This is a genomic window from Vogesella urethralis (assembly GCF_007644045.2).
Lineage (GTDB): Bacteria > Pseudomonadota > Gammaproteobacteria > Burkholderiales > Chromobacteriaceae > Vogesella > Vogesella urethralis.
Map to the genome: position 1 here is coordinate 82,200 of NZ_VMDW02000068.1, position 21,709 is coordinate 103,908.

26 protein-coding genes are annotated in these 21,709 nt (G+C 61.7%); 13 read left to right on the forward strand and 13 right to left on the reverse strand.

What is annotated here, in order from left to right; all coding sequences use genetic code 11:
* Positions 1-3 precede the first annotated feature (3 nt).
* From FLQ03_RS06475 to FLQ03_RS06485, 3 genes are read left to right on the forward strand one after another with little or no spacing between them, the layout of a single operon-like run.
* Complete coding sequence (locus FLQ03_RS06475; protein ID WP_144372556.1) at positions 4-624, forward strand: L-threonylcarbamoyladenylate synthase; 621 nt, start codon at positions 4-6, stop codon at positions 622-624.
* A gap of 17 nt (positions 625-641) precedes the next feature.
* Positions 642-1,286 carry a site-2 protease family protein gene (locus FLQ03_RS06480; RefSeq protein ID WP_144372557.1) on the forward strand — a complete coding sequence of 215 codons (645 nt, stop codon included), beginning with the start codon at positions 642-644 and terminating at the stop codon, positions 1,284-1,286.
* Positions 1,287-1,305: 19 nt separating this feature from the next.
* Positions 1,306-2,502: a tryptophan--tRNA ligase gene (locus FLQ03_RS06485; protein WP_144372558.1), complete on the forward strand. Its 1,197-nt coding sequence runs from the start codon at positions 1,306-1,308 to the stop codon at positions 2,500-2,502.
* Between the two features lie 106 nt (positions 2,503-2,608).
* On the opposite strand, the gene FLQ03_RS06490 is transcribed toward FLQ03_RS06485, so the two are convergent.
* Positions 2,609-3,454: a DUF4344 domain-containing metallopeptidase gene (locus FLQ03_RS06490; protein ID WP_170252325.1), complete on the reverse strand. Its 846-nt coding sequence runs from the start codon at positions 3,452-3,454 to the stop codon at positions 2,609-2,611.
* A gap of 119 nt (positions 3,455-3,573) precedes the next feature.
* Here FLQ03_RS06490 and FLQ03_RS06495 point away from each other — a divergent pair, with 119 nt between their 5' ends.
* On the forward strand, positions 3,574-4,392 hold the full coding sequence (locus tag FLQ03_RS06495) for a segregation and condensation protein A (RefSeq protein WP_144372560.1): 819 nt from the start codon (positions 3,574-3,576) through the stop codon (positions 4,390-4,392).
* 208 nt (positions 4,393-4,600) lie between these two features.
* Here FLQ03_RS06495 and FLQ03_RS06500 read toward each other — a convergent pair whose 3' ends face one another.
* The 3 genes from FLQ03_RS06500 to FLQ03_RS06510 form a co-directional block, all read right to left on the reverse strand.
* Complete coding sequence (locus FLQ03_RS06500; RefSeq protein ID WP_144372561.1) at positions 4,601-5,239, reverse strand: DUF4279 domain-containing protein; 639 nt, start codon at positions 5,237-5,239, stop codon at positions 4,601-4,603.
* A gap of 327 nt (positions 5,240-5,566) precedes the next feature.
* Positions 5,567-6,007 carry a hypothetical protein gene (locus FLQ03_RS06505; RefSeq protein ID WP_144372562.1) on the reverse strand — a complete coding sequence of 147 codons (441 nt, stop codon included), beginning with the start codon at positions 6,005-6,007 and terminating at the stop codon, positions 5,567-5,569.
* A gap of 173 nt (positions 6,008-6,180) precedes the next feature.
* Positions 6,181-6,696 (reverse strand): hypothetical protein, encoded by a 516-nt coding sequence (locus FLQ03_RS06510; RefSeq protein ID WP_144372563.1) that lies wholly within the window; start codon positions 6,694-6,696, stop codon positions 6,181-6,183.
* A 209-nt stretch (positions 6,697-6,905) separates the two neighbouring features.
* Here FLQ03_RS06510 and FLQ03_RS06515 point away from each other — a divergent pair, with 209 nt between their 5' ends.
* The 5 genes from FLQ03_RS06515 to greB all read left to right on the forward strand — a co-directional run bounded on the left by FLQ03_RS06515 (position 6,906) and on the right by greB (position 10,593).
* Complete coding sequence (locus tag FLQ03_RS06515; RefSeq protein WP_144372564.1) at positions 6,906-7,226, forward strand: YnfA family protein; 321 nt, start codon at positions 6,906-6,908, stop codon at positions 7,224-7,226.
* Between the two features lie 59 nt (positions 7,227-7,285).
* Positions 7,286-7,798: a GNAT family N-acetyltransferase gene (locus FLQ03_RS06520; RefSeq protein ID WP_144372565.1), complete on the forward strand. Its 513-nt coding sequence runs from the start codon at positions 7,286-7,288 to the stop codon at positions 7,796-7,798.
* Positions 7,799-7,929: 131 nt separating this feature from the next.
* Entirely contained in the window at positions 7,930-8,520 is a 591-nt protein-coding gene (gene scpB / locus FLQ03_RS06525; RefSeq protein WP_144372566.1) for an SMC-Scp complex subunit ScpB, read from the forward strand.
* A gap of 101 nt (positions 8,521-8,621) precedes the next feature.
* Entirely contained in the window at positions 8,622-9,887 is a 1,266-nt protein-coding gene (gene rluB / locus FLQ03_RS06530; RefSeq protein ID WP_144372567.1) for a 23S rRNA pseudouridine(2605) synthase RluB, read from the forward strand.
* A gap of 145 nt (positions 9,888-10,032) precedes the next feature.
* The gene (greB, locus tag FLQ03_RS06535) at positions 10,033-10,593 is read left to right on the forward strand and encodes a transcription elongation factor GreB (protein WP_144372568.1); all 561 of its coding nucleotides are present in this window, start codon (positions 10,033-10,035) and stop codon (positions 10,591-10,593) included.
* A 177-nt stretch (positions 10,594-10,770) separates the two neighbouring features.
* Here the strand turns inward: greB and FLQ03_RS06540 are convergent, their stop codons facing one another.
* Positions 10,771-11,208 (reverse strand): MarR family winged helix-turn-helix transcriptional regulator, encoded by a 438-nt coding sequence (locus tag FLQ03_RS06540; protein ID WP_144372569.1) that lies wholly within the window; start codon positions 11,206-11,208, stop codon positions 10,771-10,773.
* 78 nt (positions 11,209-11,286) lie between these two features.
* Here FLQ03_RS06540 and FLQ03_RS06545 point away from each other — a divergent pair, with 78 nt between their 5' ends.
* Positions 11,287-12,438: an aminotransferase-like domain-containing protein gene (locus FLQ03_RS06545; protein ID WP_144372570.1), complete on the forward strand. Its 1,152-nt coding sequence runs from the start codon at positions 11,287-11,289 to the stop codon at positions 12,436-12,438.
* 94 nt (positions 12,439-12,532) lie between these two features.
* Here FLQ03_RS06545 and FLQ03_RS06550 read toward each other — a convergent pair whose 3' ends face one another.
* Genes FLQ03_RS06550 through minC form a run of 4 tightly spaced genes read right to left on the reverse strand, consistent with a single transcriptional unit; the run spans position 12,533 to position 15,306 of the window.
* Positions 12,533-13,471 carry a LysR substrate-binding domain-containing protein gene (locus tag FLQ03_RS06550; RefSeq protein ID WP_144372571.1) on the reverse strand — a complete coding sequence of 313 codons (939 nt, stop codon included), beginning with the start codon at positions 13,469-13,471 and terminating at the stop codon, positions 12,533-12,535.
* A 4-nt stretch (positions 13,472-13,475) separates the two neighbouring features.
* Positions 13,476-13,733 carry a cell division topological specificity factor MinE gene (minE, locus tag FLQ03_RS06555; RefSeq protein ID WP_017510129.1) on the reverse strand — a complete coding sequence of 86 codons (258 nt, stop codon included), beginning with the start codon at positions 13,731-13,733 and terminating at the stop codon, positions 13,476-13,478.
* Positions 13,734-13,736: 3 nt separating this feature from the next.
* Positions 13,737-14,549, reverse strand: a complete 813-nt coding sequence (gene minD / locus FLQ03_RS06560; RefSeq protein WP_144372572.1) for a septum site-determining protein MinD — start codon at positions 14,547-14,549, stop codon at positions 13,737-13,739.
* Between the two features lie 31 nt (positions 14,550-14,580).
* Positions 14,581-15,306, reverse strand: a complete 726-nt coding sequence (gene minC, locus FLQ03_RS06565; protein WP_144372573.1) for a septum site-determining protein MinC — start codon at positions 15,304-15,306, stop codon at positions 14,581-14,583.
* Between the two features lie 366 nt (positions 15,307-15,672).
* Between minC and FLQ03_RS06570 the strand changes: the two genes are divergently transcribed.
* Positions 15,673-16,245, forward strand: coding sequence for a phasin family protein (locus FLQ03_RS06570; RefSeq protein WP_144372574.1), 573 nt, complete (start codon positions 15,673-15,675; stop codon positions 16,243-16,245).
* 71 nt (positions 16,246-16,316) lie between these two features.
* Here FLQ03_RS06570 and FLQ03_RS06575 read toward each other — a convergent pair whose 3' ends face one another.
* Positions 16,317-17,000: a hypothetical protein gene (locus FLQ03_RS06575; protein WP_144372575.1), complete on the reverse strand. Its 684-nt coding sequence runs from the start codon at positions 16,998-17,000 to the stop codon at positions 16,317-16,319.
* 9 nt (positions 17,001-17,009) lie between these two features.
* The gene (locus tag FLQ03_RS06580) at positions 17,010-17,903 is read right to left on the reverse strand and encodes a LysR family transcriptional regulator (RefSeq protein ID WP_170252326.1); all 894 of its coding nucleotides are present in this window, start codon (positions 17,901-17,903) and stop codon (positions 17,010-17,012) included.
* A gap of 232 nt (positions 17,904-18,135) precedes the next feature.
* Here FLQ03_RS06580 and FLQ03_RS06585 point away from each other — a divergent pair, with 232 nt between their 5' ends.
* A complete protein-coding gene (locus tag FLQ03_RS06585; protein ID WP_144372576.1) occupies positions 18,136-18,690 on the forward strand; it encodes a flavodoxin family protein in 555 nt (184 codons plus the stop codon).
* A 69-nt stretch (positions 18,691-18,759) separates the two neighbouring features.
* On the opposite strand, the gene ppa is transcribed toward FLQ03_RS06585, so the two are convergent.
* Entirely contained in the window at positions 18,760-19,290 is a 531-nt protein-coding gene (gene ppa, locus FLQ03_RS06590) for an inorganic diphosphatase (protein WP_144372577.1), read from the reverse strand.
* Between the two features lie 108 nt (positions 19,291-19,398).
* On the opposite strand from ppa, the gene coq7 reads away from it, so the two are divergent.
* Entirely contained in the window at positions 19,399-20,019 is a 621-nt protein-coding gene (coq7, locus tag FLQ03_RS06595) for a 2-polyprenyl-3-methyl-6-methoxy-1,4-benzoquinone monooxygenase (protein WP_144372592.1), read from the forward strand.
* 94 nt (positions 20,020-20,113) lie between these two features.
* On the opposite strand, the gene FLQ03_RS06600 is transcribed toward coq7, so the two are convergent.
* The gene (locus FLQ03_RS06600; protein ID WP_144372578.1) at positions 20,114-21,523 is read right to left on the reverse strand and encodes a sodium:proton antiporter; all 1,410 of its coding nucleotides are present in this window, start codon (positions 21,521-21,523) and stop codon (positions 20,114-20,116) included.
* Between the last annotated feature and the right edge of the window lie 186 nt (positions 21,524-21,709).

The window sequence follows — 21,709 nt, forward strand, 5'->3', positions numbered from 1 at the left end:
GCCATGTCCCAGTTCTTTGTGATTCACCCGGAAAACCCGCAAGCGCGCCTGATCCGTGAAGCGGCCAAGATCATCCGCGACGGCGGTGTGGTGGTGTACCCCACCGACTCCTGTTACGCGCTGGGCTGCCACCTAGGCGACAAGAAAGCGATGGAACGCCTGCTGGCCATCCGCCAGATCGACCTCAAGCACCACCTGACGCTGGTGTGCGCCGACCTGTCGTCGCTGGCCAGCTATGCTCGCGTGGACAACGCGCAGTTCCGCCTGCTGAAGGCGGCCACGCCGGGCAGCTTTACCTTCATTCTGGAAGCCAGCCGCGAGGTGCCCAAGCGGACGCTGCACCCCAAACGCGCCACCATCGGCCTGCGCGTGCCCGACCACGCGGTGGCGCTGGCGCTGCTGGAAGAGCTGGGCGAGCCGATTTTGTCCTGTACGCTGCAGCTGCCGGGCGACGACGCGCCGCTGACCGACCCGTACGAGATCCGCGAGCGGCTGGAACATCTGGTCGATCTGGTGATCGATGGTGGCTGGTGCGGCACCGAGCCCACCACCGTTATCGACATGACCGACGGCGTGTCGCTGGTGCGCGCCGGCAAAGGCGACCCGGCTCGCGTCGGCCTGTAACCTGCTAGGAACGCATCTTGGAAGAACTCAATCTGATCCAGAAAATATCGGTGTACGCGCTGCCGGTACTGTTTGCCATTACCCTGCACGAAGCCGCACATGCTTACGTTGCCAAGTACTGGGGCGACAATACCGCCTACAACTTGGGCCGCGTGTCGCTGAACCCGCTGCGCCACATCGACCCGGTGGGCACCATCCTGCTGCCGCTGCTGTGTGTGGCAGTGGGCGGCTTCCTGTTTGGCTGGGCCAAGCCGGTGCCGGTACGCTTTGGCAACCTGCGCAATGTACGCGCCGGCATGCGTTGGGTAGCGGCCGCTGGCCCGCTGGCCAACTTTGCCATGGCGGTGATGTGGGTGCTGCTGTTCAAGCTGGCGGTGGTGATGGACAACGGCTACAGCGAGCCGCTGGCACTGATGAGCCAGGCCGGTATCGGCATCAACGTGGTGCTGATGGTGCTGAACCTGATGCCGCTGCTGCCGCTGGACGGCGGCCGCATCGTGGAAAGCCTGCTGCCACCTGGCCTGGCTTACCGGTTTTCCCGTATCGAACCCTACGGCATGTGGATTCTGCTGGCGCTGGTCGTTACCGGCTTGCTATCGCCCATCCTGCGCCCGTTTATCGATCTCGTATACAACCTGCTCTACCTGCTGGTAAGAGCCTGACCTTTTCTGGAAGCCATACATGTTTGCCAACCGTATCCTTTCCGGCATGCGCCCCACCGGCAGCCTGCACCTGGGCCACTACCACGGCGTGATCAAGAACTGGGTGGAACTGCAGCACAGCCACGAATGCTTCTTCATGGTGGCCGACTGGCACGCGCTGACCACCAACTTTGACGATGTGTCCATCATCGGCAAGTCCATCAACGAGATGGTCATCGACTGGCTGGCTTCCGGCGTGGACCCGGAAAAGTCCACCATCTTCGTGCAGTCCAAGGTGCCGCAGCACGCCGAGCTGCACCTGGCGCTGTCGATGGTGACACCGCTGGGCTGGCTGGAGCGCGTGCCCACCTACAAAGACCAGATGGACAAGCTGAGCCACAAGGACCTCACCACCTACGGCTTCCTCGGCTACCCGCTGCTGCAGGCCGCCGACATCCTGGTGTACAAGGCCGGCTTGGTGCCGGTGGGCGAAGACCAGGTGCCGCACATCGAACTGACCCGCGAAGTGGCACGCCGCTTCAACCACATGTTCGGCCGCGAACCCAACTTTGAAGAGCTGGCCAAGGCGGCGGTGAAGAAAATCGGCAAGGCCGGCAAGCAGTTCGAGCAGCTGCGCACCGCCTACTTGCAGGACGGCAACGCCGAGTCGCTGGAAAAAGCACGCGAAATCCTGGCACAAAGCCAGAACCTGGGCGGCGCCGACCGCGAGCGCCTGATGGGCTGGCTGGAAAACAAGGGCAAGATCATCCTGCCGGAGTGCGAGGCCAAGCTGACTGCCGCCTCCAAAATGCCGGGCCTGGACGGGCAGAAGATGTCCAAGTCCTACGGTAACACCATCACCATGCGCGAAGCGCCGGAGGCGGTAACCAAGAAAATCCGCGGCATGCCCACCGACCCGGCACGCGTGCGCCGCACCGACGCCGGCAACCCGGCCAAGTGCCCGGTATGGCAGCTGCACGAGGTGTACAGCGACGGCACCACCAAGGAATGGGTGAAAGCCGGCTGTACCAGCGCCGGCATCGGCTGTCTGGACTGCAAGCAGCCGGTGATCGACGCCGTGGTGCGCGAGCAGCAGCCGATGTTCGAGCGCGCCGAGAAATACCTGAGCAACCCCAAGCTGGTGCAGGAGATTCTGGCCGAAGGCAATGCGAAAGCCGAGCAAGTGGCGCGCGCTACCATGAACGACGTGCGCCAGGCGATGGGCCTGGGTTACTAGGCAGTAGTCAGGGGTTGGCCGCAGCATCAATGCGGCCAACCCGGTTAACGTCACAAGGCCGCTGCCGGCACATGCCGGCAGCGGCCTTGTCGCATGTGGCACACCGCTAACGGGCGGACTTCAGCCGGTGCGGCGCCAGCAGCGTATCCCAGCTGTTGAGGATCTGGCGGTACTCGTCGGCGCAGCCCTCGGCCCGTTCGGCCGGCAGCTCGCCATCCTTCACCATATCGGCAAATGCCGCGGGCCGCGCCCCGTACAGCCAGCACATCACGTTGTAAAAGCGTTGCTCGTCCAGCGCATGGGTGTCGGCTAGCGCCTCCATCTCGTATTCGCCGGCCGCATTCAGCTGGAACCAGCTGGCCACGTGGCCGATCTGCGCCACGCTGGTAGCAAACTCGTGCTCGCTCACGGCGTCCGCATCGCCTAGCAGCGACGCCACCGCCAGCTGGTCGGCCACGTCCTCCTCGCGCCCGGTAATCGGTAGCGCCAGCTCATGAATCAGTGCGTGGCCCAGCTCGTGCAGCAGCACGAAGCTCAGCACGCCGCTAACGTAGTCGTCGCGCTCGCTGGCCGGCCAGTCGGTGGTGGCGGCCTGCTGCTGCAGCTCGGCTATCAGTTCGTAGCACAAGGTAATGCTGTGGCTGGCCGGGTCGGAAAAGGCGTTGCTGTCGCCGCACTCGGCGGTGTTGATATCGACATCGCGTGGCAGCCGGTACTGGTGGTTGAGGTCGCTTACCGCCTCGTCCAGCCAGCGCGCGGTTTTGGCCTCGCGTGCCAGCGGCGCCAGCGCGGCTGACTGTGCATGCTGGTATACCGCCACAAAGCGGCCGTAGGCGGGCAGGGCACGCGGCGGCGCCGATGTCTGGCCGGCTTGGTCGGTGGCGGTAGAAGGTTGGCCGCAGGCTGCCAGCAACAGGGCCAGTAGCGGCAAGAACAGGCGTAGCGGAGTCATGGGCAAGGTGGCGTACAATGGCGACCGGCCCAGTATGGCGCGGGGGTTTTCGCGCCGCGCCTGTTCCATAAATGCACCCCGCCTGCCCGCCGGCCCGACTGCGGCAGACACGAGACACCATGACCGACACCGACTTCCAGCTCACCCCGCCCGACCTGCCCCCCGCCACGCCTATTGCGCACGTGTTCGGCCAGCCGGTGCTGGAGGTACCGCAAGACCTGTTCATCCCGCCCGATGCGCTGCAGCTGATCCTGGAAAGCTTCGAAGGTCCGCTCGACCTGCTGCTGTACCTGATCCGCAAGCAGAACCTGGACGTGCTGAACATCCCGATGGCCGACGTTACCGCGCAGTACATGGCCTATATCGACGCCATGCGCGATGGCCGGCTGGAGCTGGCTGCCGAATACCTGCTGATGGCGGCGCTGCTGATCGAAATCAAGTCGCGGCTGCTGCTGCCGCGCCCGCAGCTGGACGAAGACGGCGAGCCGGACGACCCGCGCGCCGAGCTGGTACGCCGCCTGCTGGAATACGAACAAATGAAGCTGGCCGCGCTGGAACTGGACAAGCTGCCGCAGGCCGACCGCGACTTTGCCTGGCTAGCGGTGCTGATCGAACAATCGGCCGAGCAGCGCCTGCCAGAAGTGCAAGCGCTGGACCTGCGCCAAGCCTGGCTGTCCATCCTGTCGCGTGCCAAGCACAACCGCCATCACAAGGTGGAAAAAGACGAGCTATCGGTACGCGAGCAGATGAGCTGGATCCTGCGCTACCTGGACGGCCGCGACTACGTGGCGTTTGAAGAGCTGTTCGATATCCACAAAGGCGTCGCCCACCTGGTAGTGAACTTCATCGCCGTGCTGGAACTGGTGAAAGAGGGCATGATCAAGGTCAGCCAGGACGAACCATACCAACCCATCTACGTGCGCCTGGCGCTGGTGTAGAACCCGTGGTTGCCCGGACAAGGCGTAGCCGCATCCGGGGAGGCGATTGTTGCGCAGTCAATGTCGGGCTTCGCTGCGCGGAACCCAAACTACCGTGCTGATCGTTGGGTAGGGTCATTATCGTAGGGTGGGCTAAGGCCGAAGGTCGTGCCCACCAATATCGTGCCGAATGGTGGGTACGCTGCGCTTTGCTTACCCTATGTGTTGCCTACGATATGATTGGCTGGCCAACAATGTAGGTATCTATGTCTACGGCCAAATTGAATTCGCTTAATCGCCTGATCAGGTCGGTGTTGAGGTGGAGTCCGGCGTTGGCGGACAGGTATTGATGTTTGCAGATGCTAATGCATAGATTTGAGACTTTGGATAGTTTATCGACTTGTTCTTTGTGTCTGGCCAACTGATCCAATAACAGGCTTAATGCTTCTTCGGTGTCGTAGCAGTGCGAAGGTAGTATCTCAAAGAAAATGCGGCTAAATGCATGGCGTGATTTGCCATTGTTGCTGATCTCACCTTTTGACCAACCTTTGCTGTATTTAAAGGGCAAGTAACAAGAGAGCTCCTCCAGGCTAAGGCAGTCAGAGCTTGCTGTTAAATGGCATTCGTTACTGTTTTCAATGAAAATCCAAGTAACTTCTATTGCTTTCTTGTCGATGCAGATGCCGAGAAAGTATTTTTCTCTGTATGGCTTGAAGTAAATCGTGATGGCTTTGGTTTGCTCCGAAATCCGCTCAATGGCATATTGATTTTTTTCTTTTTGTATTGAATTTGCTCTCAGATATTGCTTTGTTAGTTCGAATGATTGCTCTTCAATTTCATGTGTCGCACATTCTATATATTTTCTCATGATTTACTTCGTATGATGTATGGGCGTGGCGTTGTGGGGTTGCCGTTTTAGTACCGTAGTTTACTGCTGAATGAAATGAAGCCCAGCGGTTACCTCAATTCGCAATACATCCTGTGCAGGATGAGACCCTATTCAGCGCGGTCAATATTGGGCTTCGCTGCGCTCAAGCCAAACAGTCATGCCGGTAGGCACGCTGCGCTTTGCCCACCCCACTTGCTACTTGCAGTGCTTGTATAGACTGTGCTGAATAAAATTCAGAATCCAGATAAAGTACAGGTCGGCGTAAGAGTCCACTTCTTGTGGGTGAGATTTTCATTACCCCTGACGCTACTTGCGATGCAGTAGCGTCCAGCCTTTTGCCCAAAGAATATAGCTAATCAGTAACGGTGGTATGGTATAGCCAGTCATTATGCCGAGAAATGCAAGCGTATTTAGGTGATGGGCTAGTGCGAAAATGATGATGCAAAATACGATCCACGCTAGTGTCGCCATTAAAATTTCCACTGCAATGATATCCGATATGGCGTGCTTGCCAAAGCATGCATATGCAGCTTTTAATCCCAGATAAACGCCACTGGTGGATGTAATGCTGCAGCGAATGAGATTGAATATGAAGCCCTCTTCAGTATTGATATGAAGGGGTGTGTGCAGCTGTTTTTCGATTAAATCAATAATTGAAGTCAATATCGGGTCAGTAATGGTGTTGATTGCAATAAATATGATAAGAATAATAATTGATGCGCCAATCGTATATGTTAGAGGCTTCATTTTTCAATTGTGTTAAAAGCAGTGTCGTGGGTTGTGCTGTATGAAATGAAGCCCAACGTTTACCGCGATTCGTAATATATTCCGCGCAGGATGAGACCCTATTCGGCTCGGCAAGCGCAGGCTTTCGCTGTGCTCAACCCAAGCTGCCATGCCGGTGGGGGCGCTGCGCTTTGTCAATCCTGCTTGCTATCAGCATCTTTTTCAAAAATCAGAAAGCCTTCACCATCATAGGCACCCACGATCATCAGGGTATTGCCGCTGCGTAAGTACGCCAGTGCAAAGAAAAGCCAGGGAACGCAGTTTTCGGCTACGGCTGCGATCAGCGTTTGCTTCAGAAGTGGCACGCCCGAATGCAGGTAGTAGATCTCACCGTGTATCAGATGGACGGGCAAGTGGGCTTCGCCAAAGTCCAGATAAGGTTCCCGAACCAGTAGCTCGGTGACGTGCCGTGCCTGCAGATAATCGGCGAGCATGGCGGTGCCGGCATTTGCTGAAGACCCGTTGCCGTTAGTAAAGCTGCCATCCGGAAGCGGCTGTCCGTTGATGCTGACGACTTGCAGTGAAGCGAAAGAACAAGGGCTTACCGGTAAGCTGAAGTCTGTCGTAAGCGCCTCGAGGTATGCGATGGCGGCGGTTCTTGCCCGGCCATGCGTCAGGGGAATGACTTGATGTGTGGGGCAGGGTGCCATTCGGTTTCCTTCATGCAAGACGGCATCTACGCCTGGCTATCCGTTTGATGATATCGTCAAATGCCATGCGGGCAAACCGCCGTGCAGTCAACCTTGCCGTGGTACCGCAGCTCGCGAACACCCTCTTGGTCGTGGCATCATCCACCCCGCTGCCGCCACAGGGCGCTGCCATTTCCCGCCACCTCCTGCACCACCGGAACACAAGCCCCATGCGTACCTTTGCCCTGTTTGTCGTGACTGCCCTGGCCGAAATCATCGGTTGCTATTTGCCATGGCTGTGGCTGAAGCAGGGGGCGTCGGTGTGGGTATTGCTGCCGGCGGCGGCCAGCCTGACGCTGTTTGCCTGGTTGCTGACGCTGCACCCGGACGCGTCCGGCCGTATTTACGCTGCCTACGGCGGGGTGTACGTCAGCGTGGCGTTGTTGTGGCTGTGGGCGGTGGACGGTGTGCGGCCAACCTTATGGGACGCGGCCGGGGTGGCGCTGTGTCTGGCCGGCATGTTGGTGATCATGCTGGCGCCGCGGGGCTGACTTGTCGCTGCTGGCGGGGTGCGGCTACGATATCGATAAATGCCCAGCGGATGTCCGTCATGCGTATCGAAGCTGCCAGCGTGCTGCACAGCCACGCCTATACCGATTATTTCCAGCAATGCCGCGCTGCCGGTTGCAGCCATTACCGCGATAGCGATGACAGCGCGGCGGTGTTTTACCAGCGCGTGCTGGACCGCGCCGCCGGCCGCCAGCTGCCACCAGGCCAGCTGCCTACCCAGACCTGGTTTGCGCTGGACGCGCACGGCGTCATACTGGGCGCTATCCGCCTGCGTCACGGCTGCACGCCGTTCATCCTCGATCACAGTGGTCATATCGGTTACGAGGTGCACCCGGCGGCGCGCGGGCGGGGCGTGGCCGGTGGCCTGCTGGCGCACGTGCAGCGCCACGGTGCGCCGCAGCTGGACGGCGGCTGGCTGATGACCTGCGACGACGATAACGCCGCCTCGCAACGCGTGATCAGCCGCGCCGGCGGCGTGTTGCTGACCGCCACCGCGCAGGGACCGGGCGAGCCGTGGCTGCGTTTTTATCACCTGCCGGCGCGGCGCTGCTAACGGCGGCATGCGGCGATGGCGGCTGGCCACGGTTGGCCGCACGGGCGGCGGGGCGTCAAAGCGGCACATGCGGCGGAAAAATCGTGTAAAATCCGCGCCTTCCGTTCTGTTGTGCCCGTTTTGTGGCTGTCATGTCGACCATTACCGACCTCAATTACCTGAAGATCGTGCTGGAAACCGCGCTATTGACCGCGCAGGAACCGCTGACCGTGAACCAGCTGAAAAAGCTGTTTACCGAAGACGTGAAAGCGGCACTGATCAACGACATCCTGGACGAGATCCAGCAGAACTGGAAAGGCAGGGGGGTGGAGCTGGTGAAGCTGGCTTCCGGCTGGCGCTTTCGCGCTCGCGCCGAGTTCACCCCTTACCTGGCGCGTCTGGCGCCGGAAAAGCCGCCGCGCTACTCGCGCGCGGTGATGGAAACGCTGGCCATCATCGCCTATAAACAGCCGGTTACCCGTGGCGATATCGAAGCCATCCGCGGGGTATCGGTGTCCACCAGTGTGATGCAGACCCTGCTGGAGCGGGGCTGGATCGAAGTGATCGGGCACAAGGATGTGCCCGGACGTCCGGGGCTGTACGCCACCACGCACAAGTTTCTCGATGACCTCGGGTTCCATACCCTGCGTGACCTGCCGCCGCTGGCCGAGCTGTCCACCCTGGTGGTGGGCGAGCCGGCCACACCGGACGAAGAGCCCCTCGCTGATGAGGCGCCCCAGTAAGCGCATCGCCCACACCGGCCCCGCCGGGCAAGGCCATGCCGGGAAGGCAGTATTCAGCCTGCGCATGCAGCTGCCTTCCGCACCGTAGAACAGGAAACACCATGTCTAAAGGACAACGCAATACCTCCCGCCAACCGGTAGCCCGCGTACGCGGCCAGGAAAGCGGCCAACCCCGTCAGCCCGATATGGGCCGTAGCGGCGGTGGCCGCAAGCCCAGTGGCCGTGGCAAAACCGGCGGCAGCTTTCTGACCCCGCGTAACGCCCCGGCTGCGCCGCAAGGCAAGCCGGCACCGGCTGCCCGCCGCGACGCCGCCCCGATCAACTCGGAAGGCCGTCGCGCCCCGGTGAACTACGATACCCGCCGCGCCGCCCCTGGCAGCGAGGCCGCCCTGCAGCACGAACGCCGCTACGGCAACAAGAACGCCGCCATGCCGGCTACCGACGCGCCGCAGCCGGAATTCGGCAAGGCGCGCCGCGAAGGCCCGGCACCGAAAGTACAGCGTGCCAAGAAACTGGCGCTGCGCGCACCGAAACAGGAAATCGTCGACCGCGCCGCCCGCCTGCGCGAAACCCGCCTGGATTACAGCAAGATCGAGCCGATCCGCCTGCAAAAAGCGTTGGCCGCGTCGGGTGTGGGTTCGCGTCGCGAAATGGAAGAATGGATCGAGGCCGGCTTCATCACCATCAACGGCAAGAAAGCCGCGCTGGGTGACAAGGTGGGCCCGCACGACCGCGTGACCGCCAAGGGCAACCCGATCAAGCTGAAGTGGGCCGACCGCCTGCCGCGCGTGATCATGTACCACAAGCAGGAAGGCGAGATCGTGACCCGTGACGACCCGGAAGGCCGCGTCACCGTGTTCGACCGCCTGCCGCAAGCCAAATCCAGCCGTTGGGTGGCCATCGGCCGTCTGGACGTGAACACCTCCGGCCTGCTGCTGATTACCACTAGCGGCGAGCTGGCCAACCGCATGATGCACCCCAGCTTCGAGTTCGACCGCGAGTACTCGGTGCGCGTGCTGGGCGAGCTGACCCGCGAGCAGATGCAGGAAATGACCAAGGGCGTGGAGCTGGAAGACGGCCCGGCGGTGTTCCAGCGCGTCAGCGAAAAGGGCGGTGCCGAAGAGGGCGCCAACCGCTGGTACAACGTGGTGATCCGCGAAGGCCGTAACCGCGAAGTGCGCCGCATGTTCGAGCACTTCGGCCTGACCGTCAGCCGCCTGATCCGCGTGCGTTTTGGTAATATCGGTCTGCCCCCGCGCCTGAAGCGCGGCCAGTACTACGAGCTGAACGAAGCTGAAGTAGCGGCCGTGATGAAGTGGGCCGGTCTGACCGTGACCGGCCAGGCCAAGCCGGGCAAGAACGGCTAAGCCGGGCTGTGCTGTCACCCGCTGACAGCCGCTGTTATCCGCAACCCTGTCTGCCATGCAGACAGGGTTTGTTTTGTCAGTGTGTCAGTCGGGCGGCCCCCGCGATGGCGGCCGCCCGGGTGACGGTATCCGTGACGAGAGCAAGATGAGCAAGGCATTTACCCGAGAGCAGGACGAAGACGGCGACGACGATCTGCCCGCCGAGCAGCGGCTACCGGCCGCCACCAAGAACTACATCACACCCGCTGGCTGGGAGCGGCTGCGTCAGGAACTGAACCAGCTGGTGAAGCACGAGCGCCCGCACATGACCCAGGTAGTGAACTGGGCGGCCAGCAATGGCGACCGTTCGGAAAACGGCGATTACCTGTACGGCAAGCGCCGGCTGCGCGAAATCGACCGCCGCATCCGCTTTCTGACCAAGCGGCTGGAAATCGCCGAAGTGGTGGACCCGGAGCGGCGCGAAGCCTGCGACCAGGTGTTTTTTGCCGCCACGGTAGACATCCTGCGCGGCAACGGCAGCGAGCAGACGCTGAGCATTGTCGGCGTGGACGAGATCGACCTGTCGCGCGGCCACATCAGCTGGATTTCGCCGATCGCCCGCGTGCTGCTGAAAGCGCGTGAAGGGGATACCGTGTATTTCCGTGGCCCGGACGGCGAAGAAGAGATCGAGATTCTGGCGGTGCGTTACCAGCGTATCGGCGAGTAAAGGCTGCTGCCTGGTGGGGGCGACTCGTTGGTAAGTGGCCAGCGACGGGTGTGCACCTGGTGGTGCGCGGGAAGTCGTGGTGAAGGTTGGGTACTGGCTTGGCTGTCTATTGTATGCAACAGCAGGCAGCGCGCCGTGCCGGCGGCCGGGGAAGGTTGGCCGCAGCGGGCTGGGTGCTCAGGCTTGGGCGCGGGCCATCATCTGGTTCACCTTCAACCAGCCTTCGGTGGCGTCCTGGCCGGCTTCGCCGAACGCTTGCAGCAGCAGGCGCGCCTGCTCGCGGTGTAGCGCTTCTTCCAGCTTGCGGCCTTCTTCGGTCAGGCGCAGCGCCTTGACGCGCTTGTCGTGCTCGGCGGTGCCGGCTTCGATCAGGTCCATTTCCACCAGCTGGCGCAGCGGGATGTTGATGGCCTGTTTGGTGACGCCCAGGCAGGCCAGCAGGTCCTTCACCGACAGCCCCGGATGCAGCGCCACGAAGAACAGGATGCGGTGGTGTACCCGCGCCAGCCCCCGTTTGGCCAGCATTTCGTCCGGCTTGTCGGTAAAAGCCTGATAGGCATGGAAAAACGCCTTCATCGCATCGCGTAACAATGTGTGGTTGGCTGCGGATTTCATGTTGACGTGCTCGTCACAAAGCGTTAATTTGGTCAAACAATTTGACTAATAAAAGACGTGTCTGCCAAGGAGAGTAACATGTTTTCAGAACGCATCGAACGCCTGTCCGGCTCGCTGATCCGCGAGATCCTCGCTGCTGCACAGCGCCCGGAGGTGATTTCGTTTGCCGGTGGCCTGCCCGCGGCGGACTGTCTGCCCGAGCTGGATTTCAGCGGCGTACCGCCGCAACTGGCCCAGTACGGCACCAGCGAAGGCGAGCCGGAATTCCGCGCCGCCATCGTGGCCGAGCTGGCGCGTATCGGCCTGAATGTGGACGCATCGCAAGTACTGGTGCTGTCCGGTAGCCAGCAGGCGCTGGACCTGGCCGCCAAGCTGTTCATCGACCCGCATACCCCGGTGATTACCGAAGGCCCCACCTACCTGGCCGCGTTGCAGGTGTTCAAGCTGTTCGGCGCCGACATCACCACCGTGCAGCAAGAGCAGGGCCAATTGCCACCGGCGCGCCTGGCCGACGCCATTGCCAGCAGCAAAGCCAAGCTGGCCTACCTGATTCCGTCGTTCCAGAACCCGTCCGGCGCCTGTTACAGCGAGACCACCCGCCGTGGCCTGGCCGAGGTGATCGACGCAGCCAACTTGCCGGTGATCGAGGACGACCCGTACCGCGCACTGGCGTACGACGGCGAAGCGCCGCGCCCGCTGGTAACGCACCTGAAAACCGCGCCGTGGATTTACTGCGGTTCGTTCTCCAAGACGCTGGCACCGGGCCTGCGCGTGGGCTACCTGGTGGCCTCGCCGGAGCTGATGCCCTACCTGCTGAAGCTGAAGCAGGCCGCCGACCTGCACACCAACCGTCTGGGCCAGTGGTTCAATACCCAGTGGCTGAACAGCGGCGACTATGTAGACCATCTGCAGCAGCTGCAGCAAAGCTACAAGGTTGGCCGCGACGCCATGCAGCAGGCGCTGGAAACGCACTTTGCCGACCTGGCCGACTGGCTGGTGCCGCAGGGTGGCCTGTTCTTCTGGCTGAAGCTGAAGCAGCCGCGCGACACCCGCCCGCTGCTGAAAGTGGCATTGGAAGAAAACAACGTGGCTTTCATGCCGGGCGAGGCGTTCTACGCCAAGCCGGAAGAGGGCATCGGCCACCTGCGTCTGAACTTCAGCCACGCCTCGCCGGCGCGCATCGAGGAAGGCATCAAGCGCCTGGCCGGCGTGATCCGCGCCGCGCAGTAAGGCAGGCAGGGTTGGCCGCGGCCAACCTGGTCTTGCAAAAGAACAAGGCCGCCAGGCATGCCTGGCGGCCTTGTTGCGTCGTACGGCAAAGCACTCAGACGCGGGCGGCTTCGTCTTCCAGCATGCACACGTCGGGCAGGCCGGAGCGGAACACCGCCTGCTGCAGCGTCTGGATGGCTTTCTTGCGGAAGAACTGGCGGCGGGTCACCAGCATCACGCGGCGTTGCGGCACCGGCGGATGGAACGGAATGACCGACAGCAGGCCTTCGTCCGCCGGCGATACCGAGGTGGCGGGCAGCACAGTGACGCCCATGCCGCTGGCCACCATGTGGCGGATGGTGTTCAGCGAGCTGCCTTGCACCATCGACGCCAGGCTGTTGCCCTGGTATTGCTTGCTGGCCACTTCGCTGCACGCCTGCAGCACCTGGTCGCGGAAGCAGTTGCCTTGCGACAGCAGCAGCACGCTCTCGTCGCGCAGGTCTTGCGCAAACAGGTAGTCGCGTTTTTCCCACGGGTGGCCCTTGGGCGTGGCTACCATAAACGGCTCGTCGTACAGCGGGTAGGCTTCGGTACCGGGCTCGTCGAACGGGTCGGCCACGATGATGGCGTCCACTTCACCGCGCTTCAGCATTTCTGCCAGCCGCGAGGTGTAGTTTTCTTCCAGGATCAGCGGCATGTCCGGCGCCAGAATGCGCAGGGCCGGGATGAGCCGTGGCAGCAGGTAGGGGCTGATGGTGAAGATTACCCCCAGCTTCAGCGGCCCGGCCAGCTCGTTCTGGTGTTCGCCGGCCAGGCGTTTGACCGTCTCGGCTTCTTCCAGCACCCGCTGCGACTGCTCGATGATGCGCTCGCCGATCTCGGTGACGCTCACTTCCTGGCCGCCACGCTCGAACAGGGTAACGCCCAGCTCGTCTTCCAGCTTCTTGATGGCGATGGACAGCGTGGGCTGGCTGACAAAGCAGCTTTGAGCCGCGCGGCCAAAGTGGCGCTCGCGCGCCACGGCCACGATGTAACGCAGTTCGGTCAGGGTCATGATGTCAGCGCTGGTGTTCCGGCAGGACGATGTTGACTTCCAGTACCTCGAAATCGTCCTGGCGCTCTACCTGTACCTTGATGTCGTCCAGGTTGACCGACACGTATTTGGAAATCACTTCCATCAGCTCGCGTTGCAGCGCGGGCAGGTAGTCGGGGGCGCTGCGGCCGTTGCGTTCGTGCGCCAGAATGATCTGCAAGCGCTCGCGCGCAATGGAGGCCGTTTTCTGGCGTTTGCCGAAGATCATATCGATGAGGGACATGGCTTAGCCTCCGAACAGGCGCTTGAGGAAGCCTACTTTTTCGGCTTCCAGGAAACGCATCGGGCGGTTTTCGCCCAGGAAACGGCCCACAACGTCACCGTAGGCTTCGGCGGCGTCGCTGCCCTTCAGGTGAATGGCCGGGGTGCCGGAGTTGGACGCCTGCAGGATGGCTTGCGATTCCGGAATCACGCCGATCAGGTTGACGCGCAGGATTTCCTTCACGTCGTCTACCGACAGCATCTCGCCCTTGTCTACGCGCGACGGCGAGTAGCGGGTGATCAGCAGGTGCTCTTTTACCGGCTCGCGGCCTTCGATGGCGCGGCGCGACTTGGATGCCAGAATGCCCAGGATGCGGTCGGAGTCACGTACCGACGACACTTCCGGGTTGGTGACCACGATGGCTTCGTCGGCAAACAGCAGCGCCAGCAGCGCGCCTTTTTCGATACCGGCCGGCGAGTCGCACACGATGTACTCGAAGCCCATGTCAGCCATGTCCTTCAGTACTTTCTCTACGCCTTCTTCGCTCAGCGAGTCCTTGTCGCGGGTCTGCGACGCCGGCATCACGTACAGGTTGTCGCAGTGCTTGTCCTTGATCAGCGTCTGGTTCAGCGTGGCTTCGCCGTTGATCACGTTGATCAGGTCGTATACCACGCGGCGTTCGCAGCCCATGATCAGGTCGAGGTTACGCAGGCCAACGTCGAAGTCGATCACCGCGGTCTTGTGGCCGCGCAGGGCGAGGCCGGATGCGAAACTGGCGCTGGTGGTGGTCTTGCCTACGCCGCCTTTGCCGGAGGTAACAACAATGATTTTTGCCACGATGGTCTTCCTTGCTTCGTCGTGATTCGTGTTATTCGCCAAGCGCCGTCATCACGAGGCGCTCGTTTTCTAGATAAATCTGAGTAGGCTTGCCCTGGATGCTGTCGGGCAGCGCTTGCTCGATGGTGCGGTAGACACCGGCAATCGATACCAGCTCGGCCTCCATCGCTTTCACGAAGATGCGCGCCTGGGTATTGCCGCGGGCACCGGCCAGCGCGCGGCCGCGCATCGGTGCGTACACATGGATGCTGCCGTCGGCGATCAGCTCGGCACCCACGTTGACCGTGGCCAGCACCACCAGATCACCGCCCTTGGCGTAGATCTGCTGGCCGGCGCGTACCGGGCGGTCAATCACCAGCGTACTGGCGGCGACTGGCGCTACCGCTGCGGCGGGTGCCGGTGCCGGGCTGGCTTCTACTGCCGGCAGGTCGCTGCGTGGCGCGGCACTGGCGTTGACGTAGGCCAGGCCATACTGGCGGGCCAGTTCGGCCACCGCCATGTCGCGGTGGCGTAGCGCAATGATGCGGATGCCCTTGGCCAGGAACAGGGCGCGGATCTGGTCCAGATCCAGTTGCGCCGGTTGTTCGATGGCGTCCAGGTCAAGCAGGAATGCCTCGCTCTGCGAGGCGTCGATCTTGTTGCCGAAGCGTGCATCCAGCGCCGCTTCCAGCTGTGCGCAGTCTGCACTGCGCAGCAGCACGGCCAGCAAGTCCAGGCTGGCGGATTTGATTTCAAACAGGTTGGCCGCAGGGCTCATTGTATGGCTTCGCTACCGGATAGATTAAATTTATCACCGGAGTGTAAAGCTTTGGCGTATGCCTTTCAACGCGCGGATACGGCTTTCGCGGCATACGGTGACAAAACGCAAGCGCGGGTGTGGTGTTTTTCCGTGACAGGCCGGTGCGGGCACCGCGCTGGATCGCCATAAATTTAACCGTCATGTCATGTTCGGCGGGCAAGATCCGGCAAAAGGTGTTGCAAAAATAGGTGCTTACCGCAGCATGGCACCGAAATCTGCTTGACATTGCTGCGGTGCAATATAAAATCCGAATTGCTGCAATGCAGCAACAGGACTAACCACGGTTTTGCTGCTGAGTTCTCTCATTCGAAAAGGATCATCTCCATGTTTACCAATGCACAAGAATTTTCCGCTTTCGGTCAGGCACAGTTCGACAAAGCCGTACGCCTGTCCTCCATCTTCCTGTCCAGCGCCGAGCGTCTGACCAACCTGCAACTGGAAATCGCCCGCAAAGTGCTGGCGTCCAACGCGGAAACCCTGAAGCAGCTGTCCAGCATCAAGGACCCGAAAGCGTTCGCCGAATTCCAAGCCGGTCTGGCCCAGCCCAGCCTGGACAAAGCCCTGAGCACCGCACGTGAAGTGTACGATGCCACGCTGGTAACCCAGACCGAGCTGACTTCCTTCGTGGAAGAGCAAGTTGCCGAAACCAACAAGCAAGTACTGGAAGCCATCGACCGTCTGGCTAAAACCGCCCCGGTGGGTTCCGAGCCGGCTGTTCAGGCCCTGAAAAACCTGGTGAGCACCAGCAGCGCCGCTTTCGAAAATGCCTCGAAGACCGCCAAGAAAGTGGGTTCCGAGTTCGCCGAAGCCAGCGTTGAAGCCGCAGAAACTTCCGCCAAAGCCGCCAGTGCTGCCGTAAGCCGCGCTCGCAAAGCTCCGGCTGCTCCGGCTGCTTGATGTACCAGCAGCGTGGCACTTGCCCGCTGCTGAAGCTAAAAAGCCCCTGCTTGCAGGGGCTTTTTCTTTTGTTAGCGCGCGGGTGGCGTGGTGGCTGCAAGCGGGTTCCACTCCGCCAGCAGTCGCCTGGCAGGCTCGCTCAGCGTCAGGGCCGTTGCCAGCAGTTGGGCGAGCGTGAGGGCGTAATGGTCTTGTTGCTGCGGTGGCACACGGAACAGCGCCAGCAACGCGCCGGCATCTTGCGGTAGCGTTGTCAGCCCGTGATGGTGCAGGTATTGCCAGCACAATGCCTGCAGGCGTTCCGCCAGCTGCTGATGTTGTTGTAGCAGCGCGGCCCAGTCGGCTTGCTGGGCGGCACCGTGGCGCTGCAGCGTGTGTTGTATCAGCGCCGGGCTAGCCAGATAGAACAGGCTGTCGAACACGCGCTTGCAGAAGCCGGCAGCCCCCAGCGGGCCGCAATACAGCCAGGTTTGTGGCGTCCCGGTCAGGCTGTGCCATAGCGGATCACAGGCCGCGACAGTCGCAGGGCTACCGGCCAACAGCAGGCCGGGGTTGAGCGGGGAGTGGGGCCACAGCTGGCAGAGTTCCAGCCGGGTAATATCGGTGACGGGTGCTAGGGCGCTGGGCAGCGGGGCGCAATGAATGCGCCAGCCCTGCCAAAGGATGATGTCATCATCGCCGTCCGCGGCAATGTCCGGGTAACTGGATTGCAGGCGATGAATCAGGGCATCGCGTTCCGGACGGCAAGCTGGCATGGTGACGATTTAGCTGAGTTTCCATTCAAAGGTCTGCAGCCGCTTGATGAACCAACTCAGCGCCTGGCCTGGCTGCGCTTCTTTCCAGGCGTAGTGCAGCTGGACCGGTGTGCGCTTCTCTTCTACTTCCTTGATGACCAGGCGGCCGGCTGCAACATCATCGTGAATGCGGCATAGCGGTAGAAAACCTACCCCAAGTCCGGCACGCTGAACAGCGATTTTGTCTTCTACTGTGGCGACGGTCAGACGGCTTTGACCTTCTTGTATCGAAACGCTGCGTGGAGGCAGGCTGCGTGACGTGTCGGCGGCCACTGCCACGCGGTAGCGGCGGATCAGGTGCTGCGGGATGGGCTCTTCGGCGCTGGCCAGCGGGTGGTCGGGCGACACGCAGAACACAAAGCGGGTTTTGCCCATACTGCGTGTCTGGAAGGCGTGCCCGCCCTGGCTGTTTTCGGTGGCACCAATTGCCAGGTCGGCACGGCCATCGACCAGCGCGTCCCAGGTGCCGCCAAACACTTCACGGCTGATGCGCAGTTCGGTGTCGGCGCCCAGCTGGTTGAACTCTTCCAGTAACTGCAGCACGTCGTCGAAAAACAGCAGGTCGGACATGGCAATGCGCAGCTCGCCTTCCCAGCCGGTGGCGTGCGTCTTGACGCGGCTTTCAATCATGGCGGCCGAATCCAGCAGCGAACGGCCTTCCTTCAGCAGCAGTTCGCCGGTGGAGGTTAGCCTGGCCTTGTGCCCGCTGCGGTCGAACAGCTGCACGTTGAGGTCTTGCTCCAGCTTTTGCACGCTGTAGGTGATGGCCGACGGGACGCGGTACAGCTCTTCGGCTGCGGCGGCAAAGCTACCACGGCGGTCGATGGCATCCAGCACCATCAAGGCATCGAGAGAAAGTTTCATCTTCAGAATATCTGAAAAAAAGAGTCAAAAAGTAACGCTATATCCGTACTGGTCACGACAATATACTGTGTTTGACCGTCTGTTGCAGCCCAAGTCACTGGTTTTGAAACGCATTATGCGCTTTCCTGTGGCCCGGGTTCGGGCAGATTTTCTGAATTAGCGTTGCTGTCAGCCGGGCCCGGCACGTGCAGTCCATGCTATGCCCCCGTTCTAACCATAGAGGGAAAATGTCATGACTACCAAACTTGCCGTGGTGTACCACAGCGGCTACGGCCATACCGCCAAAGTAGCCGAGTTTGTGGCTGCCGGCGCGCGCGAGCACGCCGAGGTGTTGCTGCTCAACGCCGAAGAAGCCACCGCCCGTATCGACGAGCTGGCCGTTTGCGACGCCATCGTGTTCGGTGCCCCTACCTACATGGGCAGCGTATCGGCCCAGTTCAAGGCCTTCATGGATGCCAGCGCCAAGGTGTGGTACAGCCAGGGCTGGAAAGACAAGATCGCCGGCGGCTTTACCGTGTCCAACAGCCCCAGCGGCGACAAACTGAACACGCTGCAACAGCTGTCGGTGTTTGCTGCCCAGCACGGCATGATCTGGGTGGGCACCGGGCTGATGCCGGGTGGTACCATCGGCAGCGATATCAACCGTTACGGCAGCTCGCTAGGCCTGATGACCCGTACCGACAATGCACCGGCAGAGGTGACGCCGGATGCGGCCGACCTGGAAACTTCCCGCCTGTTCGGTGCCCGTCTGGCGCAGAAAGCGGCGCAGTTCAAATGCGGCGCCTGATGCGGCCAACCGTGGCGCAGGCAATAAAAAAGCCGGGTTACCCCGGCTTTTTTTGCGTCGGCAGCAGGCTTAGCCTTGCTTGGCGCGCTCGATGCCTTCGTTCAGTTCGCGGGTGGCGTCTTCCAGCGTGCCCCAGCCCTGGATCTTGACCCATTTGCCTTTTTCCAGATCCTTGTAGTGCTCGAAGAAGTGCACCATCTGGTCGCGCAGCAGTTGCGGCAGGTCTTCCAGTTTCTGGATGTCCTTGTACATCGGACACAGTTTTTCCACCGGTACGGCGATCAGCTTGGCATCCACGCCGCCGTCGTCTTCCATCTTGATCAGGCCCAGTGCGCGTACGCGGATCAGCACGCCCGGCGGCAGCGGGAACGGGGTGACTACCAGCACGTCAACCGGGTCGCCGTCGCCAGCGATGGTTTGCGGCACGAAACCGTAGTTGGCCGGGTAGAACATGGAGGTACCCATGAAGCGGTCTACGCACAGGGCGCCGGTTTCTTTGTCGAACTCGTATTTGATCGGGGCGCTGTTGGCGGAGATTTCGATCACGACGTTGATGTCGTTGGGCATGTCCTTGCCCGGGCTGATCAGGTCGATATTCATGCTCGGTATCCTTGTGTCGGTACGGTCAATGGGAAAAACCACGGGATTATACCAGCAGCGCCGGCAAGGTATAATCGCCACTATTGATGACCGCCATAAGCTTGCATGATGCTAGACAGACTGATCACCGAATTCGACCGTGGCCTGCGCACGCTGTTTGCGCCCGCCGTCAGCAGCCGCCCGCGACCGGACAAGGAAGTGGCCGAAGCCGAGCTGTCTGCCGCCGAAAAGCAGCACGCCATCGGCCTGATGCGCGTCAACCACTGTGGCGAGGTGTGCGCCCAGGCGCTGTACCAGGGCCAGGCGTTGACCGCGCGTAACCCGGCGGCGCGCGATGCGCTGCGTCATGCCGCCTTCGAGGAGGTTGAACACCTGGCCTGGACCGAGCAGCGCATCCGCGAGCTGGGCGGCCGCCCCAGCCTGCTGGGCCCGGTATGGTATACCGGCTCGCTGGCCATCGGGGTGACCGCCGGCCTGCTGGGGGACAAGTGGAACCTGGGCTTTCTGGAGGAGACCGAAAAGCAGGTGGGCGCCCACCTCGACAGCCACCTGCAGCAGCTGCCGGATCAGGACGCCAAGAGCCGCGCCATCGTGGCGCAGATGCGCGACGACGAGCTGAAGCACGCCGACATGGCGCACGACTTCGGCGCCGCACCGCTGCCGCTGCCGGTAAAGGGGCTGATGAAGCTCACCGCCAAGGTGATGACGGCTACCAGCTACCGCGTGTAGTTGCCCTGGCTACCACCGCAAAAAAAGCCCGCAATCGCGGGCTTTTTTGTTGCGGCCAACTATGCGGCCAACCTGACAGGTTGGCCGCACGGGCTTAGAAGAACACAAAGGTCAGCAGCACAAAGGTAGGAATCAGGAAGGCGCACGCCCAGCCGATGTAGGCAAAGAAGCTGGGCATGGCCACGCCGCGCTCTTCCACAATGGCTTTCACCATGAAGTTCGGCGCGTTACCGATGTAGCTGTTGGCACCCATGAACACGGCGCCCATCGAAATGGCCATTAGCGTGCTGGCACCGTCGTGCATCAGGTGGGCGGCGTCGCCACCGGCCAGGTTGAAGAACACCAGGTAGGTCGGGGCATTATCCAGGAAGCTGGACAGGGCGCCGGTCAGCCAGAAATAGGCCGCGTCCACCGGGGTGCCGTCCGGCTTGCTCACCATCGCCACCAGCTCGGCAAAGGCGCCGGCTTTGCCGGCTTTCAGCATGGCCAGCACCGGAATCATGGTGATGAAGATGGCGGCGAACAGCTTGGCTACTTCCAGCATCGGCCCCCAGTTGAAGGCGTTGGCCTGGCGGCAGCGGCCCGGTGTCAGCTTCAGCGACAGCACGGTCACCAGCAGCAGCAGGATGTCGCGCACCACGTTTTGCAGCGTGATGTCGAGGCCGGCAATCTGCCAGCTGATGCCGGGCTTCCACAAGCCGGACAGCAGCACGGCGCCGACAATGCCGCCCAGCAGCGCGAAGTTCACCTTGCCTTCGATGCTGACGCGCGAGTCCGGCGTTGGGTCCGGCAGCGGCGGCAGGTCTTCTTCCTTGTGGTAGTAATGGCGGTCCAGCAGGTAGAACACTGCCAGCAGGATGGCACTGGCCAGCGCCATCGGGGCCAGCATGTGTACCATGGTCCAGCCAAAGCCCACGCCTTTCAGGAAGCCCAGAAACAGCGGCGGGTCGCCCAGCGGCGTCAGCGAGCCGCCGATATTGGCCACCAGAAAGATGAAGAACACGAACACGTGCGTCTTGTAGCGGCGGTTGTCGTTGGCGCGCAGCAGCGGGCGGATCAGCAGCATGGCGGCGCCGGTGGTGCCGGTAAAGCTGGCCAGCAAGGTGCCCACGCCCAGAAAACCGGTATTCAGCAGCGGCGAGCCGTGCAGGTTGCCGCGCAGGTAGATGCCGCCGGCCACGGTAAACAGCGACACCAGCAGGATGATGAACGGCACGTATTCCAGCACCAGGGTGTGGGCCATCTCGTAGGCCGTTGCGCCCAGGCCGTGGCTGGCGGCGAACGGCACGATGAACAACAGCGACCACATGGCGGCAATCTTGCCAAAGTGGTGGTGCCAGAGGTTGGCCGCCAACAGCGGTAACAAGGCGATGGACAGCAGCATGCCGGCAAACGGCAGTGCCCAGGCAATGGCCAGCTCGCCGCCGTTGATGCTGGCCTGCGCAAGCGCAGGCAGCAACAGCAGGGCGCCGGCCAGCAAGTGCGGCAGACGGGAGAGGTTCATGGTGAATCCTGTGTTGTCGGTGACGCTGCCCGTTCCGGCGCCGGATGCGTCGTCCTTTATGGTTTGCTCTGTCAGGGGTAACCGGAAGCGCGGCAGTTTACCAGCATCTGCCGCTAGCAGGGCTATCGGGGCTTTCCCCGTGCTGTTGCGGAATGTAAACAGCTGATATGCCAAGCAAAACGGCAC